Source organism: Paenibacillus cookii (genome assembly GCF_018333375.1).
GTDB lineage: Bacteria > Bacillota > Bacilli > Paenibacillales > Paenibacillaceae > Paenibacillus_AQ > Paenibacillus_AQ cookii.
Window position 1 is genome coordinate 1 of sequence record NZ_BORW01000023.1, and the last position, 21,144, is coordinate 21,144.

23 protein-coding genes are annotated in these 21,144 nt (G+C 55.6%); 6 read left to right on the top strand and 17 right to left on the bottom strand.

Annotated elements, in window-relative coordinates:
* Positions 1 to 186, top strand: a 186-nt coding sequence (locus tag KI367_RS18280) for a hypothetical protein (RefSeq protein WP_212951412.1), incomplete at its 5' end; no start/stop codon positions are given.
* A gap of 40 nt (positions 187 to 226) precedes the next feature.
* Here KI367_RS18280 and KI367_RS18285 read toward each other — a convergent pair.
* Together KI367_RS18285 and thrC are read right to left on the bottom strand one after the other, a co-directional pair.
* On the bottom strand, positions 227 to 1,492 hold the full coding sequence (locus KI367_RS18285; protein WP_246537070.1) for an MFS transporter: 1,266 nt from the start codon (positions 1,490 to 1,492) through the stop codon (positions 227 to 229).
* Positions 1,493 to 1,795: 303 nt separating this feature from the next.
* Complete coding sequence (thrC, locus tag KI367_RS18290) at positions 1,796 to 3,034, bottom strand: threonine synthase (protein ID WP_212951416.1); 1,239 nt, start codon at positions 3,032 to 3,034, stop codon at positions 1,796 to 1,798.
* A 175-nt stretch (positions 3,035 to 3,209) separates the two neighbouring features.
* On the opposite strand from thrC, the gene KI367_RS18295 reads away from it, so the two are divergent.
* The gene (locus tag KI367_RS18295; protein ID WP_212951418.1) at positions 3,210 to 4,097 is read left to right on the top strand and encodes a LysR family transcriptional regulator; all 888 of its coding nucleotides are present in this window, start codon (positions 3,210 to 3,212) and stop codon (positions 4,095 to 4,097) included.
* A gap of 4 nt (positions 4,098 to 4,101) precedes the next feature.
* Here the strand turns inward: KI367_RS18295 and KI367_RS18300 are convergent, their stop codons facing one another.
* Positions 4,102 to 4,470: a MerR family transcriptional regulator gene (locus tag KI367_RS18300; RefSeq protein ID WP_212951420.1), complete on the bottom strand. Its 369-nt coding sequence runs from the start codon at positions 4,468 to 4,470 to the stop codon at positions 4,102 to 4,104.
* 119 nt (positions 4,471 to 4,589) lie between these two features.
* On the opposite strand from KI367_RS18300, the gene KI367_RS18305 reads away from it, so the two are divergent.
* Both KI367_RS18305 and KI367_RS18310 read left to right on the top strand, forming a co-directional pair.
* A complete protein-coding gene (locus tag KI367_RS18305) occupies positions 4,590 to 4,928 on the top strand; it encodes a hypothetical protein (protein ID WP_036706183.1) in 339 nt (112 codons plus the stop codon).
* Positions 4,929 to 5,252: 324 nt separating this feature from the next.
* Positions 5,253 to 5,402: a hypothetical protein gene (locus KI367_RS18310; RefSeq protein WP_212951422.1), complete on the top strand. Its 150-nt coding sequence runs from the start codon at positions 5,253 to 5,255 to the stop codon at positions 5,400 to 5,402.
* Positions 5,403 to 6,050: 648 nt separating this feature from the next.
* Here KI367_RS18310 and KI367_RS18315 read toward each other — a convergent pair.
* From KI367_RS18315 to KI367_RS18325, 3 genes are all read right to left on the bottom strand, one after another.
* Positions 6,051 to 6,950 (bottom strand): ROK family protein, encoded by a 900-nt coding sequence (locus tag KI367_RS18315; RefSeq protein ID WP_212951423.1) that lies wholly within the window; start codon positions 6,948 to 6,950, stop codon positions 6,051 to 6,053.
* A 31-nt stretch (positions 6,951 to 6,981) separates the two neighbouring features.
* Complete coding sequence (locus KI367_RS18320; protein WP_036706181.1) at positions 6,982 to 7,683, bottom strand: N-acetylmannosamine-6-phosphate 2-epimerase; 702 nt, start codon at positions 7,681 to 7,683, stop codon at positions 6,982 to 6,984.
* 215 nt (positions 7,684 to 7,898) lie between these two features.
* Complete coding sequence (locus KI367_RS18325; RefSeq protein WP_036706178.1) at positions 7,899 to 8,177, bottom strand: hypothetical protein; 279 nt, start codon at positions 8,175 to 8,177, stop codon at positions 7,899 to 7,901.
* A gap of 424 nt (positions 8,178 to 8,601) precedes the next feature.
* Here KI367_RS18325 and yedE point away from each other — a divergent pair, with 424 nt between their 5' ends.
* Positions 8,602 to 9,756: a selenium metabolism membrane protein YedE/FdhT gene (gene yedE / locus KI367_RS18330; protein ID WP_246537084.1), complete on the top strand. Its 1,155-nt coding sequence runs from the start codon at positions 8,602 to 8,604 to the stop codon at positions 9,754 to 9,756.
* A complete protein-coding gene (yedF, locus tag KI367_RS18335) occupies positions 9,746 to 9,973 on the top strand; it encodes a sulfurtransferase-like selenium metabolism protein YedF (RefSeq protein WP_036706176.1) in 228 nt (75 codons plus the stop codon). The genes yedE and yedF overlap by 11 nt, the downstream gene beginning before the upstream one ends.
* Before the next feature lie 82 nt (positions 9,974 to 10,055).
* Here yedF and KI367_RS18340 read toward each other — a convergent pair whose 3' ends face one another.
* The 11 genes from KI367_RS18340 to KI367_RS18390 form a co-directional block, all read right to left on the bottom strand.
* Entirely contained in the window at positions 10,056 to 10,463 is a 408-nt protein-coding gene (locus tag KI367_RS18340) for a hypothetical protein (RefSeq protein WP_156124472.1), read from the bottom strand.
* A 279-nt stretch (positions 10,464 to 10,742) separates the two neighbouring features.
* Positions 10,743 to 11,750, bottom strand: coding sequence for an NADP-dependent oxidoreductase (locus KI367_RS18345; protein ID WP_246537071.1), 1,008 nt, complete (start codon positions 11,748 to 11,750; stop codon positions 10,743 to 10,745).
* A gap of 174 nt (positions 11,751 to 11,924) precedes the next feature.
* A complete protein-coding gene (locus tag KI367_RS18350; protein WP_036706172.1) occupies positions 11,925 to 12,215 on the bottom strand; it encodes an ArsR/SmtB family transcription factor in 291 nt (96 codons plus the stop codon).
* Between the two features lie 134 nt (positions 12,216 to 12,349).
* Complete coding sequence (locus KI367_RS18355) at positions 12,350 to 14,596, bottom strand: M56 family metallopeptidase (protein WP_212951425.1); 2,247 nt, start codon at positions 14,594 to 14,596, stop codon at positions 12,350 to 12,352.
* 28 nt (positions 14,597 to 14,624) lie between these two features.
* On the bottom strand, positions 14,625 to 15,032 hold the full coding sequence (locus KI367_RS18360; RefSeq protein WP_212951427.1) for a BlaI/MecI/CopY family transcriptional regulator: 408 nt from the start codon (positions 15,030 to 15,032) through the stop codon (positions 14,625 to 14,627).
* A 144-nt stretch (positions 15,033 to 15,176) separates the two neighbouring features.
* Positions 15,177 to 15,662: a GyrI-like domain-containing protein gene (locus KI367_RS18365; RefSeq protein ID WP_212951429.1), complete on the bottom strand. Its 486-nt coding sequence runs from the start codon at positions 15,660 to 15,662 to the stop codon at positions 15,177 to 15,179.
* Positions 15,663 to 15,685: 23 nt separating this feature from the next.
* Positions 15,686 to 16,669, bottom strand: coding sequence for a helix-turn-helix transcriptional regulator (locus KI367_RS18370; RefSeq protein ID WP_212951431.1), 984 nt, complete (start codon positions 16,667 to 16,669; stop codon positions 15,686 to 15,688).
* Positions 16,670 to 16,685: 16 nt separating this feature from the next.
* Positions 16,686 to 17,444 carry a hypothetical protein gene (locus KI367_RS18375; RefSeq protein WP_212951433.1) on the bottom strand — a complete coding sequence of 253 codons (759 nt, stop codon included), beginning with the start codon at positions 17,442 to 17,444 and terminating at the stop codon, positions 16,686 to 16,688.
* Between the two features lie 278 nt (positions 17,445 to 17,722).
* The gene (locus KI367_RS18380) at positions 17,723 to 19,006 is read right to left on the bottom strand and encodes a DUF4129 domain-containing protein (RefSeq protein WP_036706162.1); all 1,284 of its coding nucleotides are present in this window, start codon (positions 19,004 to 19,006) and stop codon (positions 17,723 to 17,725) included.
* Positions 19,003 to 20,106, bottom strand: coding sequence for a DUF58 domain-containing protein (locus KI367_RS18385; protein WP_052146717.1), 1,104 nt, complete (start codon positions 20,104 to 20,106; stop codon positions 19,003 to 19,005). Before KI367_RS18385 ends, KI367_RS18380 begins: the two co-directional genes overlap by 4 nt.
* Positions 20,107 to 21,075 (bottom strand): AAA family ATPase, encoded by a 969-nt coding sequence (locus tag KI367_RS18390; protein WP_212951434.1) that lies wholly within the window; start codon positions 21,073 to 21,075, stop codon positions 20,107 to 20,109.
* Positions 21,076 to 21,144: the final 69 nt, after the last annotated feature.

A 21,144-nucleotide genomic window follows, 5' to 3' on the forward strand; every position in this document is an offset into this window, starting at 1 on the left:
GAGGGGGAAAGACTACCCTCTTTTCAGAATCGTCGCGTAATCCACTGGGTATTTCCCTGTTTATTACAGTTGTTGCCTACTAATCCTGCTACAAACTGGCCACCATTATGGGCTTTCGAAATTCAGGTTGATTTATCTTCCATTTGGCCCATCAAAAAAGCCATCCTGTTAACAGGACGGCTTTAAACCGAAAAAAGTTACCCGATTGTAAAAATATTGAAAAATTTTAGCTTTGGTTTTGTTGATGGCTTTTCTTGCGGCGGGCCATGCGTCCGAAGACGCCCAAAACCGGGAGCAGCAGCACGCCCGCGGTCAAAACCGAAGCCCGCACGGACAACCGGCTGCCGATCCATCCGACCACGGGGCCGCCCGCGGTTTGGCCGAGCGCGTCGGATTGGCTGACCATGGACAGCACGGTAGCGCGCGTTTTGCTTTCCAGGTTCATGTTCAGCCATGTATCGTATACGGGCTCGCTAACCGAACGCGCCGCGCTAACGACGAGCACCGATAGGAGCGCCCAAACGAAATTCGTTGCGGCTGCCAGAGACAGGATCGCCGCTACGCGGATCAGGGTGAACCAAAACATCGCGACCGATACCATGCGCCGGCTTGCCATGTCCATTTTTTTCTCGGCCAGGCGAACCCCGGCCAATCCGAGCAGCGTTGCCGCCGCGGACACGATGCCGAACCAGGCGGCCAGCGACACAGGCAGATCCGGCAATCCGATGCCGGTGATCAGAAGGCTCTGCCACAACCGGTCGTATCCCTCCGAAGCCGCGCCGCCGAGCAGGGTTACCGCCACCATCGCCAGGAGCAGCGGCTGCCTGCGCACTACGCCGGCCCCTTCAAGCCAAGTGCCTAACATTCGTTTGAAATGGGACTCTTGGAGGGCATGCTGTTTTCGCATGAATTTGGTTTCCTTCATCCAAAAGACGAGGGCGACCCCGAGCGCGGCATACAGGAAGCCCCCGGCCAAAAACGTCAAGTTCGGAGAGGCCGTGGACAGGCCTACGCTGCATGCGATGCCCATAAGCGAAGCGACCAGCGACATGCGCTGCGACTTCATCAATATGGTCCCCGCGCGCTCCTCGCCTGCTTCGTCCACCATCCAAGCGGTGTTGGCGCCGCTGACGAACGTCCAGCCGATCCCGAACAGCAATTGCGAGATGACCACCCAAGCAAAAACGGAAATGACCGAAACAAGGCCATGAAGCCACAGAATGCTCCCTTCCACGGCAAAACCGGCGCCAAGAATGAACATGCCGATGATGACGGAGACCTTGCGGCTGTACGTGTCAGCCACCACCCCGGTAATGCCCTCGAAAATGAGCACGGTCAACTCCAGAATCGTCCCCATCAGCACCAATTCGAACGGGTTTAGCCCCAAAGACGCGACATGGTAAATCCCGCTGGTCGTAAACATGATGCTGTTGCCCAATGCCATCATAAAACTCATAAACACATAAATTTGTGACGCAGATTTAAAATTCAAGACAGACTCCGCCCTTCCGGCAGGCGGTGCGTCACGTAAACACATATCGCGAATATCTTTGATTATTCAAAGATCGAAAACACCTCTGCTATGACGTGCGCATCACGCTGCCTGTAGTTTTTTTCGAAAACCGCTTCCGTTTGCGCGTTGCTTCCATATCGTTTTTGAGACACTTCAATAACCTCCTGTCGGGATTCCAGGAACCCCTCTGATATTAGGACTCTGCCATCAAAAGCAAAATGATTTGCTTTTTTGGCAAACCGCCCCCAAATTAATTTGATTATACGCGGTGTTCAGCCTCCGTCACAACCATCTTTCCGTCCCTTTCACCGTCAGATCCGATCTTACCATTCTTTCATGTTCCATCATCCCGGACAGCACCTGCGTATCCTTGAGCAGGTTGCCCGTCAATATGCACAGCGCCGTCTCCTCCTTGTCGATGACCTTCTCCGCCATAAGCTTGCGGAGGCCCGCCAAGGAAGCGGCCGACGCCGGTTCGCAGCCGATCCCGCTCCGGTCGATGATTTGCTTCGACGCCAAAATCTCCTCGTCCGTCACGCTGCAGGTAACGCCCCGGCAAAATTCCAATACGCGGCGCGCAGCCTTCCAGCTTGGCGGGTTCCCGATATTCAGCGCGGAAGCGACCGTCTGCGGCTGAGGTTCGGGGCGCAGCTCCTCGGCCCCCGCCGCCATCATCTTATGAAAGGGGCTCGCCCCTTCGGCCTGAACCAGCGCGATCCTTGGGCGCTTCGGGATCATCCCGAGCGTCCACAAGTCCTCGATCCCTTTGCCGATCGCGGTGACGTTGCTGAGCGCGCCGCCGGGCACGACGATCCAGTCCGGCAGCTCCCAATTCAAATATTGGGCCGCTTCATAGATGATGCTTTTCTGGCCTGCGATCCGGAACGGATTGATCGAATTGCAGACATACAGCCCCAAATCCTTGGCATGCCGCTCCAAAAAAGCAATGCCGTCATCATACGTGCCGTCAAAACGGATCACCCTCGCCCCATACGCCAACGTTTGCAGCACCTTATTTTGGGAAATGCCGCTTTCCGGCACGAATACGTACGAAGAGCTTTCCCCCATGGCGGCATACATGGCCAGCGACGCCGACGTGTTGCCGGTCGACGAGCAGGCAAATCGCGTATATCCGAGATGCCGGCCATGGGAAACCGCGACGGTCATTCCGTTGTCTTTAAAAGAACCACTGGGGTTCTCGCTTTGGGCTTTGAAGTACAGCCCGCGAATCCCCAGGCTTTTTCGGATCGTTTCCGGCGCGTACAGGCCGGTATTCCCCTCGTATTTCGTCACGATCCGGTCCTCGGGGAGTTCCGGAAAAATCAGCTCCTTATACCGCCATACGCCGCTTGCGTATACCGACATCCGTTCCCCTAACCGTTCCCGGAAAATCCCCTTCAGCTTCTCCCCGTCCAGCCCGGTCACGTCCTGCTTGACCTCCAGCCTGCCGCCGCATGGGCATTTGATGATGAATTGCTGCCAATTCCGCGTTTGGCCGCAGTGAACGCATTCCAGTTTCATTTGCCGGTTCATCCTCTCCGTTTTGGGCTTTGGCTCCAAGATACCCTTGCCCCAAGCCCTTCTCAGGATTAGAATAAGCAGAAACGTCCCATAAATCTAATATATTATATTTACGTTTTCATAATATTTTGTTATGAATTGACCACCCAAACTGCAGGAAAGGACGGGAACCCCGATGAACTTACATGCCCTGAGGTTTTTTAGCAAAGTGGCCGAAACCGGCAGCGTGACGCTTGCTTCCGAGTTGCTTCGAGTCAGCCAACCGGCGGTAACGGCACAAATCAAAAGGCTTGAGCAGGAGCTTGGCATGCGGCTGTGGATTCCCCAGGGCCGCGGCGTGGCCTTGACCGATGCCGGGCGAATGCTGGCTTCCGAAGCGCAAAGGCTGTTTGACCTGGAACGGTCGATCGAGGAACGTCTCGAAGGAATAAAAGAAGGCAAAGAAGGCAAATTGCATCTTTCGGCGACGTATTTGCCGGCCAACTTTTTGCTGCCAAGGCTCGTTGCAGAATTTAAAAAACGGCACCCCGCCGTGGAGCTGGAATGGACGACGACCAACTCCGCCCGGGCGCTCGAGCTCCTGCTCCATTACAAAGCGGACATCGCCGTCGTCGGCGGCATTCGCGGGGAACATCCGCAGCTCTACAAAACGGCGCTTCTCGAGGACGACATGTGTTTTGTCGTCCACCCGGAACATCCTCTGGCCGGCAAGGATGTCCCGCTCGCCGAGATGCTCCGGGAGCCTTTCATTTACCGCGAAGAGGGAAGCTTCTCCCGGGAGCAGCTTCTGGCGCTGTGCAGCGTCCGCGGCCTGCCAGCCCCGGCGGTCGGGCTGCGGATGAACGGGCTGCATGAGACCCTGCGCGTCGTGATGGAAGGCTACGGCACGGCCCTTCTCTCTTCCCTCGAAATCGAATCGTTTATAACGGAGGGACGCTTGGCCAAGGTCCAGGTGCAGGATGCCAAGCTGGGCAACCCGATCTCCGCATATACCCGCAAGGAGCCTCTTCCCCCCGTTGCCCGGCTTTTTTTCGAGGCGCTGGCCCGGAGCTTCAATGGGTAATCCGTCACGGGAATAGCCGCTTCGCTTTTTTCACCTCCCGCAAAGTTTCCTCTAGCTTCTGGCGGCTCTCCCTTAATCTTGCCTCCTTTTCCTGAAGGAGGGTAAGCTGCCTTTCCAGCACCTTCTCTGCGAAAAGGATCAATTCTTCGCTGCCGCAGCCACCATGACGTTTCCATTCAAACACAGCCTGAATGTCACTCAAGGCCAGACCATAGCTTTTTAATTCTTGAATGACACTAAAGTCTTCTAAGTGCCTCTCCGTATACTCTCTCCTCCCATCAGGTCTTAACGACTCGATCAGCTTCAAGTCCTCGTAATGCCTAACCGTATCTTTGGTCGTTCCCGCTTGAACCACGAATTCACCAATCCGCATGATTCTTCCCCTCCCTGCCATGAATCATAATTCAGTTTGACACGGGGTCAACCCCGTATTGTTTACTTCTTTTGGCGATAACTGCTTCAAATATGTAAAACGAAGGAGGTTTTCTCTACATGGTTCTCAGCGTTATTCTGTTTGTTTACAGTCTGGTAAGCTTGGCTGCCTCTATTGTTCTTCTCTACCGGAGGCCGGTTTCCTGCAGCGGTTTTGGCAGTGCCGCAGCCTGGTGTTCTGCGCTCTTCTTCCTGCTATGCCATCTGATTCTGGCGATCCTGGCTCTTTATCACGCTCTATACCCGCTTGCCTATCGATGGTTTATCGGATGTCTGATTATGATTTTGCTGTCACGCTGGATGAACGGGCGTATTCTTTTCGGCCGCACTCATTGGCGGCATTACGCCATTACGACGCTTCTCTTTTCTGCAGCCATGATACTTGACCGGATATTTTAAATCTTTCGCGGCTTGAAAAGCGTCGTACAAATCAGAACAACGCTCGCCAAATTCCATCAAAATGGTCGTTTTTTCGCGGTTTGGCCCAGGAAGGAATACTTCAGTTCAAACACGAATGCATACATCATAACTTGGCCGGATTTGAGCGAACTGGCGGCTGGAACCCAATGCTTTGATCGAGGGCTTTCGCATGGAATTTCGGATCATTGAAAAAAGACGCTTTTACCGTAACGGGAAAAATTCGCGAAGTTGCTACGCAGGATGAAAGCAATTTGAGGGAGATCCCGGCATTTTGGCAGGAGTGCGCCCAAGACGAAAACGGCCATGAAGCTGGGCGCGTTGAAAGAGGGCGGGGAAATGTTCGGCATCTGCATGGATTTTGCTGAGGAAGGCCGGTTCAATGATATGATCGGGGTTGAGGCCGCTGCGTGTGCAGACGAAAATGCGGGACTCGTCTCGCGTTATGATCCCTAAAGGGGTAAGCAAGCTCATTACTGTAAATCATCAATATTTTGTGAAATTCGAAATCACAGATAAGGTTAAAAAGAAGGAACTCTCATTGAAATTGATCCTACTACAAAAAAATGAACCGGGATTTGCCTAAGATTTTCTTGGCCGGTAACCGAAAGGCATGATCAGCTTCGCCTGCAAATTCCGCATGATTCAAAACAGCCTCGGAATTGTCCGAGGCTTGTTTTTATCGTGAGAGGTCTGCTGCCCCTCTAACATATCTAAAATACTGCGTTACATAAGCTTATTTCAACGGCGCGGTGCCTTCCCCTACCTGCAGAGCATGTTGCAGCTCCATCAGTGCATCACGAAAAGAGGGAGAGGACGGGATCTCCGGGACACGAACCCGTGCAGGAGACTCCGAACGCGCGACCGCCAGCGACATCTCATCGAAGAACTGCCTCAGACTTTGCAGCGTTTCCGGCGACTCTTTGCGTTCAGAGCCTTATGTATACAAACTATTTTCGTGATAACTAAAGTTCCGGGATGAAAGCGCTAATCGAAGCGCCAAAAGCAAAATATAATCCCCACAAAAAAGAACAGCTTCAAAAGCTGCCCTTTTGGTCTTACGCGTAAGATACCCAATAACGCCGTTTCATATAAGATTAACCGTCATTCTGCCTGCAGTTGGTCCAAAATCAACCCGGCCGCGCCGACGGCACCCGCCTCATTGCCCAGCTGTGCAGGGCGCACATCCGCGTCCAGCTTCAGGTCCGCCATCGCTTCCAACAGCAAAGGCCACCAGAGCTGCTTGGAGTCGATCAGCCCCCCGCCTAGAATGACTGCCTGCGGATTCAAGCCTAAGTGAAGATGGTTGACCGCAATGGCCAAATGTTCCGCAAAATGCCTCATGACGTCGATCACCTGGGGGTCGCCTTTAACGTAGTCATCCAGCACTTCCATCCCAGACGCGTAGGATTTGCCCGCGGCTTCGCTCGCCAGCCGCATCAGGGCGGTTCCGGACAGATACTGCTCCATGCACCCTTGCACGCCGCAATTGCAGGGACGTCCTCCCGGCATCAGAATAGTGTGCCCAAACTCGCCTCCGTTCCAGCGCGCCCCCCGATACAGCCGGCCGCCGACCATGTTGGCTCCTCCGACGCCTGTTCCGAGCGTCAGCATGGACACGTCGTCCAAATCTTTTCCCGCTCCGAGCCAGACCTCGCCGGCAAGCGCCGCATTGACGTCATTGTCCACGAATACCGGCAAGCTGCGGGCATCCTCCAAATAAGCCTTGAGGTTCGTCCCCTGCCAGCCCGGCAAATTATCGGTGGCATAGACGACTTCGCCCGTCCGGACGTTCACCCGGCCTGCCGTGCCGATTCCGATCCCTTGAATGTCGGCATGTTGAGCGAGCAGCCGATCCAGAAGCGACAACAGGTTTGCCAAAATCCGATCCTTGCCCTCCCTGGCATCGGTTTCGATTTTCCCCTGATCGAAAAGCCGCCCCGTACGATCCACGACCATGCCTTTGATGGAAGTTCCGCCGATATCGATGCCGATGACCTTCATCCTTCCCCATCCTTTCGCGTTTGATGGCACGCTAATGCACTTGTCCTTTACGCACGTCGCGAATCGCGTGTGCAAACCTCTCCGTGATCAGCTTCGGCCTCGTGATCGCCGACCCGACGACGACTGCGTGGGCCCCGAGTTCCAGGCTGTACGCCGCCTGCTCCGGAGTATGGATCCTGCCCTCCGCGATCACCGGAATGCGGATTTGCCGCACGGCCTCCTGCAGCAGCTTGAAATCCGGGTCCTTTTGCCGCGGCGAATAAGGCGTGTATCCGGAGAGCGTCGTTGAAACGCAGCTCACGCCGATCGATTCGGCATAAAGCGCTTCCTCCAGCGTCGAAATATCGGCCATGACTTTTTGTCCATGGCTCTTCATGAAAGTTACCAGTTCCTCCAGCGTTTCCCCGCCCGGCCTCGATCGGCCCGTCGCGTCCAGGGCGATGACGTCCACGCCGACGTCCATCAGTTCGCGCACCTCGCGCAAGGTGGGCGTAATATAAATCTCGCTGTCTTCATAATCCCGTTTAATGATGCCGATGACCGGAAGTTTCGTTGCCTTCTTGATGGCGGCGATATCCTGAACGCTGTTGGCGCGGATGCATACCGCCCCGCCCTGGTCGGCGGCCAACGCCATTTTGGCCATCATGTCGCTCCCGTGAAGCGGCTCATCCTCCAATGCCTGGCAGGAAACGATCAGTCCGCCCCGAATGTTCTCGAAAAAATGATCGCTCATGGCTTCATCTCCTAACGCTCTACTCGCAAGTAAAGCGGAACTTTTTTCCACCTTGTTCGCATTCATTATAGCAGCGATTAGAGATTTTCTCCAATAATAATTTTATTATGGGAGATTTTTTTCTATTAGCGACAAGCGCTGCCTTGGGCAAAAGAAAAAGCCCCGCCTCCCGGCAAAAGGGGGCATGGGCTTCATTTTCCGAAAAAACGCCGCGATTAATCCTCGTCCACGGCAATTCCTTTATCCATCAGATAATCCATCTCGGCATCGAGCACGGCTTCGACGGTCATTTCATCCAATTTGACGTCTTTGCGGCTCATGACATAGTCGACCAAATCGTCGCTGTCGATTTCCACTTCGCCATGTTCATTCGCTTCGGCAGTGTTGATGTACGTCTTTTCATGTTTCAGGACAACCCTGATGCTCTCGGGCTCAGCGCCCGTCTCAGCCGCTATGTACTGCACAAGCTCCTGCTCGTTGATTGTGCCGCTCATGGCTTTTCATCTCCTTATTTCATGTCCTAGGGAACATTGTAACATAAAAAGCGTCCGTTTCCATTTTTTCATGCAGCATTTTTACAAAATTTACAAAACTTTAACAGGAATCCGGACCGTCCGGCTCACAAGATCACCCGGCGGAGAATCCGGCCCACCCGCCAGCGATGCAGAGGAAAATGCATCAATCTGTAGTTTTCCCATCTCATCGCTTCTTTAAGCAGCCTGAGGTTCATAAGATTGGCAGAGAGCTATTCCCATTCAGTGACTTGTATTCCGCGCAAACGCGAAAAGCGCCCACATCATCCGAAAAATCATGTAAAATGGGAACATCCAAGAGAAAAAGAATTTCGGCAAGAGGAAGGCAGGAGTCAACATCGTGTTCAAAAAAGCAATCGATACATACTGGAGTCCTTACCTGGTGATGGCGATCGCCGGCGTGCTGAGCGCGCTGTACTTCGGCATCACCGGCACCGTCTGGGCCGTGACCGGCGAATTTACCCGTCTGGGAGGACATATCCTCGAATGGTTCGGCGTGGACGTTTCGGGCTGGGCCTATTTTAACCTAGTCCATATGGAAGGAACGACGTTCACCCGCACGGACGGCTGGATCGTCTGGGGCATGTTCATCGGCGCGCTGCTGATGGTGCTGCTCAGCAACAATTTCAAAATCCGGATGCCCCGCCAAAAGCGCCGCCTGCTGCAGGGGCTGATCGGCGGGTTCGTGGCCGGCTTCGGGGCGCGCATGGCGCTCGGCTGCAACCTCGCCGCGTTTTTTACCGGCGTGCCGCAGTTTTCGCTGCATGCCTGGTTGTTTATCGTGGCGACGGCCGTCGGCACCTTCGCGGGCGCCAAAATCGTCGGCACGTCGTGGTGGAAGGGCAAGCCGGTTCTGCAAAAGGGCAACACGGCCCACATCGTCAAGGAACGCAAAAAAATCCAGCCCTACATCGGCGGCCTCATCGGGCTGGCTTATGCCGGACTGATCATCTATTTTTACGCGGACGGCAAAACGATGCTCGGCACCGCCACCTTGTTCGGCGCGGGTTTTGGCATTTTGATTGAAAGAGGGCAAATTTGCTTCACTTCCGCATTCCGCGATTTGTGGATCAGCGGGCGCGCCACGATGACCAAAGCGATTACGCTGGGCATGGCGGTCAGCTCGGTCGTCACCTTGATCATCATCGTCGCCGGCGGGATGGACCCCGTCACCAAAATAGCGGCGCCAAGCACGCTGATCGGCGGTTTGTTGTTCGGCATCGGCATCGTCATGGCCGGCGGCTGCGAAACCGGGATGATGTACCGTTTGATGGAGGGGCAGGTCGTGTTCCTGCCGGTGTTTATCGGCAACATTGCCGGAGCCACCGCGCTGGCGTACGGATGGGATCATCTCGGCATTCAGAAGGCGCTGGTGTCGATGGGCAAACCGGTCAACCTGATCGAAGCCATGGGCCCCGCCTGGGCGCTCATCCTTACGCTTGTCCTGCTGGCGGCGGGCTTCGTCACGGCCGTCCTTTGGCAAAAAAATTACCGCTTCGGCGTCGGTTTCAAGAAAGGAGAAACGCATCATGTCCATTGATTATACGCTTGATCTTCGCGGGGAATCGTGTCCTTACCCGGTCATTTATACCCTGGAAACGCTGCAGGGAATGAAAAAAGGGGAGCTGCTGCAAGTCATTGCCGATTGCCCCGCGGCATTCCGCAACGTGCCGGAGGAGGTCGTCAAACACGGCTACACGCTGGAACGGGAGCCGGTCAAAAACGGCCGCGAGCTTCTGTTTTATATCAGAGCCTAGACATAACGCCCCTGTAAAGCGGCGCCTGCGGCTTCATAGCCAATGCAGGATGCAAAAAAGGATTAGGTGCGACTCTCCCGCCCTAATCCTTTTCGATATCTAAATGTTCCGCTACCCAAGCCATAAACGGAACACGTCCCGGCACGTCCAAATCCTTCAAATGAATAAATACGTCGCGGTCGGCCTTCATCATGATTCGGATCCAATGATCGTAAATCTGTACCTTCTCCACGTCTTTGACCTCGAGCGTCCGGGTTGCTTGAACATTCGCGATCGTGACCTTGCCGTCCTGAATGCGGATATAACGGGCATAAACGTGCAAGAACCGGAAAGACAGCAGTACGAGCGCCGCCATCAGAATCACGTTCCAGACGCCCTCCGTCCAGGTATAGTCCGAGGACCACTGCAGCAGGAGCCGAGTCAATGCCGCCAGCAGCAGCAGTCCAAACAGCGCAATGTTCATCTTGTTGCCTTTAAATTGTGCAGTCATCGTTTGAAACATCCCTATCCTATGATTTCTTTTCTGCCCAAATATGGGAACAGGTCTTCACTATAACCCTATTTGACGTGCCTGCACAAGTCGATCGTTAAAAAAAGCCCCCCGCCTGCATCCGGGAAAGGGGAGCACGTAGCACGTATCGCAGGTTTGCCCTCCGGCCAATGCAAAAAGCCCCTCCCGGATTTCCGGAAGAGGCCTTCGCGCGAGCTTATCGATTTTAACGGTACGCTTGCCGTTTTCTCCGCATCCCGCGAGCTCACGACGCGCAGCTTACCCTACTTTAACGAGCATTTTGCCGAGGTTCGCGCCCTCGAACAACTTCAGGAAAGCGTCAATGACATGATCGAACCCTTCGATGACCGTTTCCTCATATTTCAGCTTGCCTTCAGACAGCCATTTGCCAAGCTCCACCATTCCTTCCTGCTGCCGGGAAGCATAGTCTCCAAGAACAAAACCTTTCATCAGCGAGCGGGTCTTGATGATTTTCGTTTGAATGCGAGGACCTACATCCGCGTCCGTGGTGTTGTAGGAGGAGATGGCGCCGCAAAGCGGAATCCGCGCATAGTCGTTCAGCAGGTTCATGACCGCGTCCGATACCGGGCCGCCGACGTTGTCGAAATAAACGTCCACGCCGTTCGGGCAGGCTTCCGCCAGCGCTTTGTCCAAATCCGCCGTCTTGTAGTTGACCGCAGCGTCAAAGCCAAGCTCGTTCACGAGATAAGCGCATTTTTCGTCCGTTCCGGCGATGCCGACGGCGCGCGCGCCTTTGATTTTCGCAATTTGGCCGACAAGCATGCCGACGGCGCCGGCGGCGCCGGAGACGACGACGGTTTCTCCCGCCTTCGGCTGGCCGATGTCGAGCAGTCCGAAGTAGGCGGTGAGCCCCGTTAGGCCAAGCACGCTCAAGTAAGCGGACAACGGCGCGATGGATTCGTCGACCTTGCGGACAAGCTTCGCGTCCACCACGTTGTACAGCTGCCAGCCCAGCATGCCGATCACTTTGTCTCCCGGCTTGAACTGATCGGATTTGGACTCGACGATCTCCCCGACGATGCCTCCGCTAATCACTTCATTCAGACGATACGGCTCGACATAAGATTTGGCATCGCTCATCCGGCCGCGCATGTAGGGATCGACGGACAGGTAGATGGAACGGACCACGACTTGCCCCTCGGCTGGAGCCTGAACGGGCGCTTCGCGGAATTCGAAATTGTCCATGGAAGGCATGCCGACCGGACGGGATACAAAAACGATGGATTTATTCATTAGCTGACTCATGAAAAAGAAACATCTCCTATGTTCTTATTTTGTGGTTCAAGGATGGTATAAGATCCTTCATTCAAAAGAAAACCTTCAGCAGATGGCGCGCAAAACTCCATGGCTTTGACAGTCTTGAGTCAGATAGTTTTAAAACTTTAAAACTATCTGCCGGAAATAAGGGTTTCCCGTCCATCATAAGGTGTCCAGGAAACCCGGCAAAAATTCGTTAAACGTATCCTCTTTGAGTTGGCTGAGCCGATTTTGGCCCGCACGGCTCACGTCGATCAAGTCGGCTTCGTATAAAATTTTGAGATGGTACGACACGTTGGACTTGTCCATTCCCATCGCTTCCCCGATCGTCCCGCAGGTGTTGTTGCTGCGGTGGGCACGCAGGTAACGAATCATTTCAATCCGTTTTACTTCCGACAGCGCCTTGAAAATTTTGGCCCGCTTTTCGTCTTCTTTTGATAGTTTGATTGTCATACAACTATACTAGTACCCGCTTTGGAAGAAGTCAAACCGCCAAGGCTTCCTTTTTATGGTTGACGGGACATCCAATGTGCCTCAAGGGCCGCCGCTAAGTTTTATCGATATAGGAGTGCGTCGCTTACTCTTGCTTATTTCCGTTCCATCAAATATTGAACGATCTTCTGTTCCTCCGGACCCTGGCCCGTGAACTGTGCTTGGTAGCATACGCCCTCGTCCAACCAGAAATAGCTGACCAGATCGGTTTCGTTCGGGCTGCTTAACGGACCGTCCACTTTGTATTTGTCCGACCGGAGAACTTCCCTGCCGTCAATGAGAATCGGCTGCAGCTTCACCTTGTTACGCTCGCCGTCGATTCGCGTGAAGGAGACCGTATTGCCTTTTTTCATATCCTCGTACATCTGCCCGTTCAGCATTTGCGTGAATTTGACGCTCTTAATGCCCGAAGTCTTTTTCTCTTTATCCGTTTTGTCCCGGTCCTTCGGGTTGTAGGTTACTGCAAGCAGCTTCCGCATGGAATCCGCTTGATTTTCCGGATAGTTGAAGTTTACTTTTCTCGAAACATACGATCCGGTGGCGATGAAACCTCCGGGCAGCCGGCGCGGAAAAACGGCGTTGTAACCGATCAGTTTTTGCGCCCGCCGGATATCTTCGGTATCAAATAGAAAGTTGATGGTTTTCCCGTGATAGTCATTGTTTTCATACCGATGGTTCAGCTCCGCATCCGGGGATTTCATGGATGAAATCATCGCCTCTAGGTCGCTGCTCGGCAGCCGATCTAAGCACTCCATTTGATACGTGACGCCTTGATCCTTCCAGACGTAGTAGTACTGCTCCGGCTGCCCTTTCCACCCGGTCATGCGGATAGTAATTTTAAGGCCGTTTACGCCCGGGAGCGCAATCGGCTCTTTTTCGACGACGAGACCGGCCTTTTCATCGTAGTTGCCTTTTTCGCCTTCGGCGATCCTTTCATAGGCTTCCTGCAAACCGGAGCTGCGCGTCATGTTCAAGATAATATGTCCAAATGTCGTCGTCTCGTTCGCTTTTAAGAAATCGAACCGGATCTCGGAGCCGGCCGACGACGTGTGAGGTTTTGAATCAAACGTCACGGCGTCAAAATGATAGCCTTCCGGCAGCTTCGCGGGCACCTTAAACGGGAAAGGCGCCATACGCGCCGCTTTCTCCAGGTTATCATATTCGCGAAATTCTTCCGGAAACAGTACCTCATTCCCGCCCCTTTCGGCATGAACCCACTCGGCACCGTCCGCTTCCGTTACCTTTCCGTTGGTCAGCGTTAAGGTGCCGATCAGCAGCATAAGCAGGATCGCCAGCATGGAAAATTTATAAGAACCCTTTTTAAAAGATTGAATCATCCGAATCCTCCTCACAATGTCCTTTTCGCCGGTCAAGCCCTTAAAATACAGCAGCTGAGTCTGGCTTCCCCGTGAAGAGTAACGTTTCAAAAAACTGATGATCGTCATGCCGTAGGCCACGGCCTCCGTTTCGCCCAGCGCCTCGAGGACGCAGGCATCGCATGCCAGCTCGCGGTCGGCCTTCATTCTCCGGATGATCAGCCACGCAAACGGGTTCATCCAATGAACGGCAAGGACCAGGCTGCCCAGCATGTTCCAGGCCGTATCTTTTCTTTTGTAATGGGCCAGTTCATGCGCGATGACATGCTTCAGCCGGGCAGCATCTTCCGGTTCATGACCGAACCCTTCGGGCAGGTAAACGGCAGGACGCCGGATTCCCGTGATGTACGGACTGCGAACCGACCTTCCCGAATAAACGGAAACCTCCCGCTTGATCGAAAATAAACGGCGGCATTCCCCCACTACGTTCAGGATGTCAGGGTCGGCGACGCGAAGGAAATGTCTATGCCTCCCCTTCATTCGCAGCAAATACATCAAATGATAGGATAAAAAGGCTGCAACGCCCGCCAGCCAAACGACGGACCATACGCGCACCATGGGATGCGATTCGGTTCCGGCGGCCGCCGCTCTCTTTGGGGAGTCTTGCGGCACGAAGGTTTGCGGGATGTTCCCGTCACGTGCTTTCGTTGTATAATGTGGTTGGATCAATGTACTTTGTTTGCTGTTTTCGGCTTCGGGAGCAGGTTCGTCCTGCGAAAACAAAAGCCCGGAAACAGCCTTTTTTATGTCTGCGGCTTCGGGCATCATGTTGAACAAACTGACCGGGCTTTCCGGAACTACCGGCAGCATCAGCCTGGCCAGAACGATCAGCCATAACGCATACCTTAGACGGGCGCCAATACGCCTGCGCAGGACATGCTGGACCGCCATGACCAGCACAGCGGCGAGACTTGCCGTCAACGTGGATAGGGCGAACCATCCGAAGAGGCTTTCGGCTACACTCATTTGGAATGACCTCATTTGATTTCAAATTTCACGGTTTTGGCCGTGATGCGTCCTGCGAACCTTTTCCCTGCTTTTCCGTCAAAATCCGCTGCAAACGTTCGATCTCCTGATCGGAAAGCGGGGTTTCTTCCAAAAAATTGGTCATCATCAGCCCGGCCGCCCCGTTAAAGACGCGGTTGAGAAAAGACCGGCTTTCCGCCCTCACGCATTCCTTTTCCGAAATGAGCGGGGAATACAGGTAGCTTCGCCCCGACTTTTCATAGCCAAGCGCTTTCTTTTTCACCAGCCGATTGATAAAGGTCCTCACGGTCTGATCGCTCCATCCCATGCCTTCCGGCAGCTTGTGCGCGATTTGCTCGGCGGTCAGCGGGTTCTCCTTCCAGACGATTTTCATGATTTCCCATTCCGACTCCGAAATTTTCGGCATTGCCTCCATCCTCTTCACCTCCTTTCCGATGGAGTTTAACTATTACAAATGTAAATATAACGGATATCCCAAGCTATTACAATTGTAAATTTTAAAAAAGCAAAATAAAAAGCGTGCCCGGCAAGTCTGCAAGACTTCCTGCACGCCATAACATCAACGCGATTCTTTGACAGCCACAAAAATGTCCACGACGGCATCCGCCGAATGAAAATCGCGTACCTCATACCGCTCGAAATCGCCGGAATACGTCCGCTCCAGCTCCGCGTTTTGAAAAAACGCCCAGATCTCCTGCCACAGTTCGATCACCACCCGCTGTACCGGTCCCCGCTTCGACGTAAACTTGATGTATGCCGCTTCCGGGACCGCCGCGGAATTTTCTCCCCGTCCGCTTACGGCCCGTTCCGTCTCATGGCCAAGCAGCAGCGTGTACTCCCCGTTTACGTCGCTTTCGTAGTCGGTATATAAGGCGTATAGAACAGACGGATTTTTAAGTCCCGGCTTCTGCTGAAGCCCGCTGGCGAAATATCGCTCCCATAAGGACGGTATTTGAGCTTCCGGACCGCTTTCCCGCAGGTTGGACGTCCGAACGGCGACCCCTGTCAGCGTCATGGCAGGCATATGCGTCATGGTTTCATGCATGGTTTGGTTACATCTCCTTTGGATCAGATGCACCCATTGTACCCGGCCGAAGTGGACAACAGGGTGTCCGCGTTCCGATACAGCCGCAAAATATGTTCCGCACGCCGAACCACTTCTTCGGCCGCCTGCGCCGGTTCCTCAATGACGACGTGGCCGCCATAGCTGAGGATCATGCCATAAAACCATTCATCCAGCGGAAAATCCCCCTGCACGCGCAGGCTTCCGTCCTCCAGGACATGGACCTGATGATGGTCGAAGGCGTCTCCAACCCGGTGCCTCACCGCAGCGGAAAAACGGAGGGTGACGCCGACCGCGGCAGCTTCGGACCAATCGGGCTTCCAATCATACTGCTCCTGCGGCGGCAGCTCCCGCGGTTCGAACCGTTCATCCAGCACTTCGATGCCCTGAATGCGCGACAGGCGGAAGGACCGGAAATCCCCGCGAAGCAGGCAATAGGCTTGTACGTACCACACGTTCCCTTTTAAAATCAGCCGTCCCGGCTCCACCACCCGTCCGCTGTCCGTGCCGTTCATGTTGATGTACTGCAGCCGGACCCGCCTGGATTGTTCCATCGCCTGCCGCAGCAGGCCCAGTTTGCCTCGGGCATCTTTTCCTTGGCCCCAAGGGTTCAAATCGAACAAAAGCTTTTCGGAATAAGCCGCGCCCTGCCCGGAACCGGGCCTGCGAAGCAGCGCCCCTACCTTTTCCAGCAGCCCGTCCAGCGCGCGGTCATCGAGGGCAACCTTGACGCCTTTGACGGCTGCAAAAATGGAGGCGATCTCGTCGAAGGTCAGGTGCTGTCTCGAGATCGTATAATGCTCCATCAGCTCGAATCCGCCGCTCGCCCCCGGATAGGCCGCGACCGGGATGCCCGCCCGGCTTAGCGTATCCATGTCCCTATATATGGTTTTAGTCGATACTTCAAACCGATCGGCCAGTTCTTTGGCGCTGATCCTCCCCCGGTTGAGCAGCAGGACGGTCATGGCTAATACGCGGTCTATTTTCATGCGCTTTTGCTCCTTCCTAGGTCATCCCTGCTTCCGGGCCTTCGAAAAAAAACGATAATCTACGCCGCATTGGCACTTCATTTTCCGCAAACTGGCGGTGCCTGTGCCCGTTGGCCCCTGAAGGATGCGGGAATCCCCATAAAACATGCTCCTCCCTGATCCTTCCCTGTTCCGCGAACCGCCGAAGAACCCGTTCCACGGCCCTGCCCAGCGGGATCATCAGCGCTTCACGCAATTCCTTCAGCTCTTCGCATACGGATAAAGCCTGCTGCCGGAGCAGCGGCGAAGACCATATGTCGGGGTGGGCCCCCGTATAATTGCGCTTCTCCGCAAACACCGGATAACGCAGCAAGGAGATCGTATGCAGCAAATGCCGGGACTCCCCAAAAAGCGCGCTGCTGGATGAAATCTGCAAATATTCCGGCAGCCCCAGACGATCCAGCATGTCTTGGAGGTGGCTGCGCATCGAACCTGCAAACCCGGCAGCCTGTTTGGCCCGGCGGCAAACCTCTTCGTCCGGCAGACCTTCGGCGAGGGCCGTCCGCGCCGCTTGAAACGCCGTCTTCATTTGCGTCCAGCCGGGCGTAATCCCGATGATGACGATTCGCGCGGAACGGTTCAGGCATTCGTTATGGGGTGCGTAAAACATTTCGAGCTGCCCCTCCGTCGCCATGAGAAAAACATCCGTCAGCAGATCCTCTTTCCCCAGGCTCCGTCCGGATGGCAGCGATCCGATCGCCTGCTTATAATGCTGAAAAAACGGTGCGAACTTCAAGCCGTCAGCCTCCTACGTTCTCTGCCCTAGTGACTATGAAGCCCCCGTTGAGGCATCTAGGTCATAAGGCGTTCCTACCCTCAGCTTACCCCAAAAACCGAACCTTCGCACGGGCGTTTCGAGGAATGACGGGTTGAAGACAATCGGCTTCCATGTTGAAAAGGGGTTTGCCTGCCGGAGCTTTCCTTTTCAAGCATCAGCAAGAAACCCGACTCGGACGCATCCGAATCGGGCCATTTCCCGTACATGGCGGTTTAAAATCATTGGATATACACGGACTATCGTTTTGAACCATCCTCCGGCTTCGTGCCAGCCCCGTACCGGACCTGGTTATAACGTCTGACCACCTGCTCCACCTCATGGGGAGCGAGATGGGTATATTCGGTTTTGGCGGAGATCAGATCCGCGTTTTCGGACGGGGTAAGGCTTGGGCGGAAAGCATACCCCTGCTTGACGGCACGGCGGATCAGGTTGGCGTAAGCCCGGCGCGGGTCCCCGCTCCCGGCCCCAGCTGCATCGTCGTTACGCCTTCTCCACCGCCTTCCGGGCCGCTTCTGCACGGGTTCTATTTTCTCCACCTCGTCGACGTAATCCCCTTCATCCAGCGTCGTCCGCCGGATCTCGCGCATCAGCCGCAGCCGCTGCGCCAGCCGGGCCAGCCAGGCGCGAAGGCTTTCCGGAAGCCAGCGCCGCAGCAGACGGTATAACAGGAACAACAGGACGAGCGCCACGGCTGCTGCCAGCAGGTAAAACAGGAGCTGGCTTGCGACCTGTACCCAATGCGGCGTGGGGGACGCTGGAGGAAGCCCAAGATCGGGCTGCTGGGGTTGAGCCGGCGGTTCCTGCACCGCTTGCGGCTTCTCCCCGCCGCCCAAGCCGCGCAGCCACTCGGCCAGCCAACGCCTGGCATAAGCCAGTCCCTCGCCGAGACCGTTCCATAAGCTTAGCAGCGCGATAACGGCAATGGTCAGCCACGTCATCCGGCGGTTTCTGGCCACAATCCGGCGGAGAAGCTGACGGTCGGTCTCCTGCGCGTTGGAGGCATCGCGGACGCGATCTCCGTTCCAGCGGAGCAGAACGGCAAACAACGTAAACAGGCTCATGAAATAAAGCGAGATGCGGTACGGCTCAAGGGCGCCCACCCTGGAGGAAAAGCCGTACACGATCAAAGCGGCCCCAAGCCCGGCCAACGGAAGCTTCAGATCGATTTCCCGCCACAGTTCCTTGCGGCCGACGACGAGTCCGCGAAACACGGCGATGAACGAAACGAGCGCCGCCAGAACGCCCGCCCGAAGGCCGGTTGCCGCCAGCGGAATCAAGGCGGCGGCGATCAGGGCCGCTCCAGGCAGCAGCGCTTTTCCTCCCCGGGCCTGCCGGATGCCCGTCAGCGTCCCCGCAGCATGCAGCAGCCAAATAAGCGGCAGCAGCCAGCCGGGAACGAGATCCATCGCAAACGCCATGTAAAGCAGCAAAAACGGATAACAGGCCGCCGTCTCAAGGAGCGAATTCCCGAGCACGGACAGCACGCGCCGCATGGCCGTGCCTTTCTCTTGCTTCATCATGCCCCCGCCTCCTTGGTCCCATCGTATACATCGGCGATCGATACGCGATGGCCCCGCTGCTCCAACTTCCGAACGGCGTCCCGGATCGCGGGGGAGACATGGGGCGTGACAAGGAAGTAGTCGATCGCATCCGTCCTCTCCGCTTCGGCTTCAAGCCGGAGAAGCTCGTGAAACGGCATTTGGACTTTCATCTCGACGGCGGCCATCGCCTCCAGCACGGCCTCCAGGTGCGCTTGGCCGTAATCCGGCATCAGCTCCGACCGGCTGGCGTCGGCATGGGGCGAAAGACAGGCGTTGCTCGCAAACCCGGCAGCCATCCCCTGGCGGATGAGCGCCGCGGCGCAAGTCGCCGCATAGGACAACGCATCTTCGATGACCTCAGGTTTGGTCACCACGTTCCACATCTGCTCCGACACCTCGATATTGAGAAGAATCATCGCCTTCGGATCGGCCGAGTGGCCGTGCTGATGTACCTGGAGTTCTCCGCTTCTGGCGCTGGCTTTCCAGTGGATGCGATTCATCGCGTCTCCCGGCGCGTAACTTCGGACTCCCGTATACAGAAACGGATCCTCGACGATCCAGCGGCGGACGGCCAGCTCGCCCTGCCAGGTTTTCCAGGAAGACGGCAGCTCTTCGTCCCTGCGCAGCGACGGGTAAACCACCAGCCGTTTGTTCAAGTTCACTTTCAGGGACGGCGTATACATCGCAAACAAATCGCTGCCGGTCATCGTTGCCGTATCCATGCGGAAGATGCCCCGTCCACGGCACTGAATCTGGTGCGTCCGGGTAATCCGCGTTCGGGCGGGCAGCGAGAAAAAGCTCGTATGGTTTTGGTAAATCTCGCCTTCGCTGACCCACGTTTCCTTGCTGCGCTTGAATCCGAGCGATGCCGGTAGCATCGCTTCGAGCCGCAGCCAAGGGATCGGCACGCGGCGTTTGTTTTCGATGACCTCCACCATCTCGATCCAGTCCCCTGCGTAACATGTCCGGGTACTGAAATGGCGGTCGTAGTTGAGTTTGCCAAGCGCATATTTCCCGAGAACAAGTCCCTGCAGCACCATGACGGCTCCGCAGGCAAGGAACAGCCATAACACCGCCATCTACTTCACGCCGCTTTCGAGTTCTTTTTCGCTTGGAACCGGGATGCCGTTCAAAATCCCCGTCAAAATGCGCTCGGCATGGCTTCCGGCTTCATGCCGCTTTCTCAGCACCAGCCGGTGCGACCATACCGGCAGCAAAAGCTGCTTAATGTCGTCCGGCAGCACGTAGTCCCTTCCCTGCAGCGCCGCATAAGCCTGGGCGGCCCGAAGCAGCGCCTGCGTCCCGCGCGGGCTGATGCCGAGCGCCGTTTCGTCATGGCTCCGGGTCGCTTCGGCCAAAGCGACGATATAACCGAGCAAATCATCGGCCACCCGGACCTGTCCGCACAGCCGCTGCGCTTCAAGCACCTCTTCGGCCGTTGCCGTCCGCGCAGGTTCCCCCGGCTTCAGGCTGCCCGCGGCGGCCGCCGTTCTTTTTAAAATTTCGACGCCCTCCGCCGACGATGGATATCCCAGCTTCATCCGGATCAAAAAGCGGTCCATCTGGGCTTCGGGAAGCGGAAAGGTCCCTTGGTTGTCCACCGGGTTTTGCGTCGCAAGCACCATAAACGGGCTTTCCAGCGGCATCGTGCGCCCTTCGATGCTGATCTGCCGCTCCTCCATGCATTCCAGCAGGCTGGACTGCGTCCGGGGCGTGGCGCGGTTGATCTCGTCGGCCAGCACGATGCGGGCGAACAGCGGCCCGGGCCGGAAGTGGAATTCCCCGTCCTTTTGATTGAAATAATGAATTCCCGTCAAATCCGAAGGGAGCAAATCCGGCGTGAACTGAATCCGCTGAAAGCTGAGGCTGAGCGACGCCGCCAGGCTTTTGGCCAGCAGCGTTTTGCCCGTCCCCGGGACGTCCTCCAGCAGCACATGCCCCGACGCCAGGAGCGCCGTCAGCAGCAGATCGACCTCGCGTTCCTTGCCGACGATCACGTTAGCGATGTTTTGCTTCAATTTTTGCCCGAGCTGATGAACGATCTCCATATCGATCCCCGTCCTTCCTCCTTGCCTCCATTTTGATGCCTTCGATTCCAATCGAAGCCGGCGCCAAAT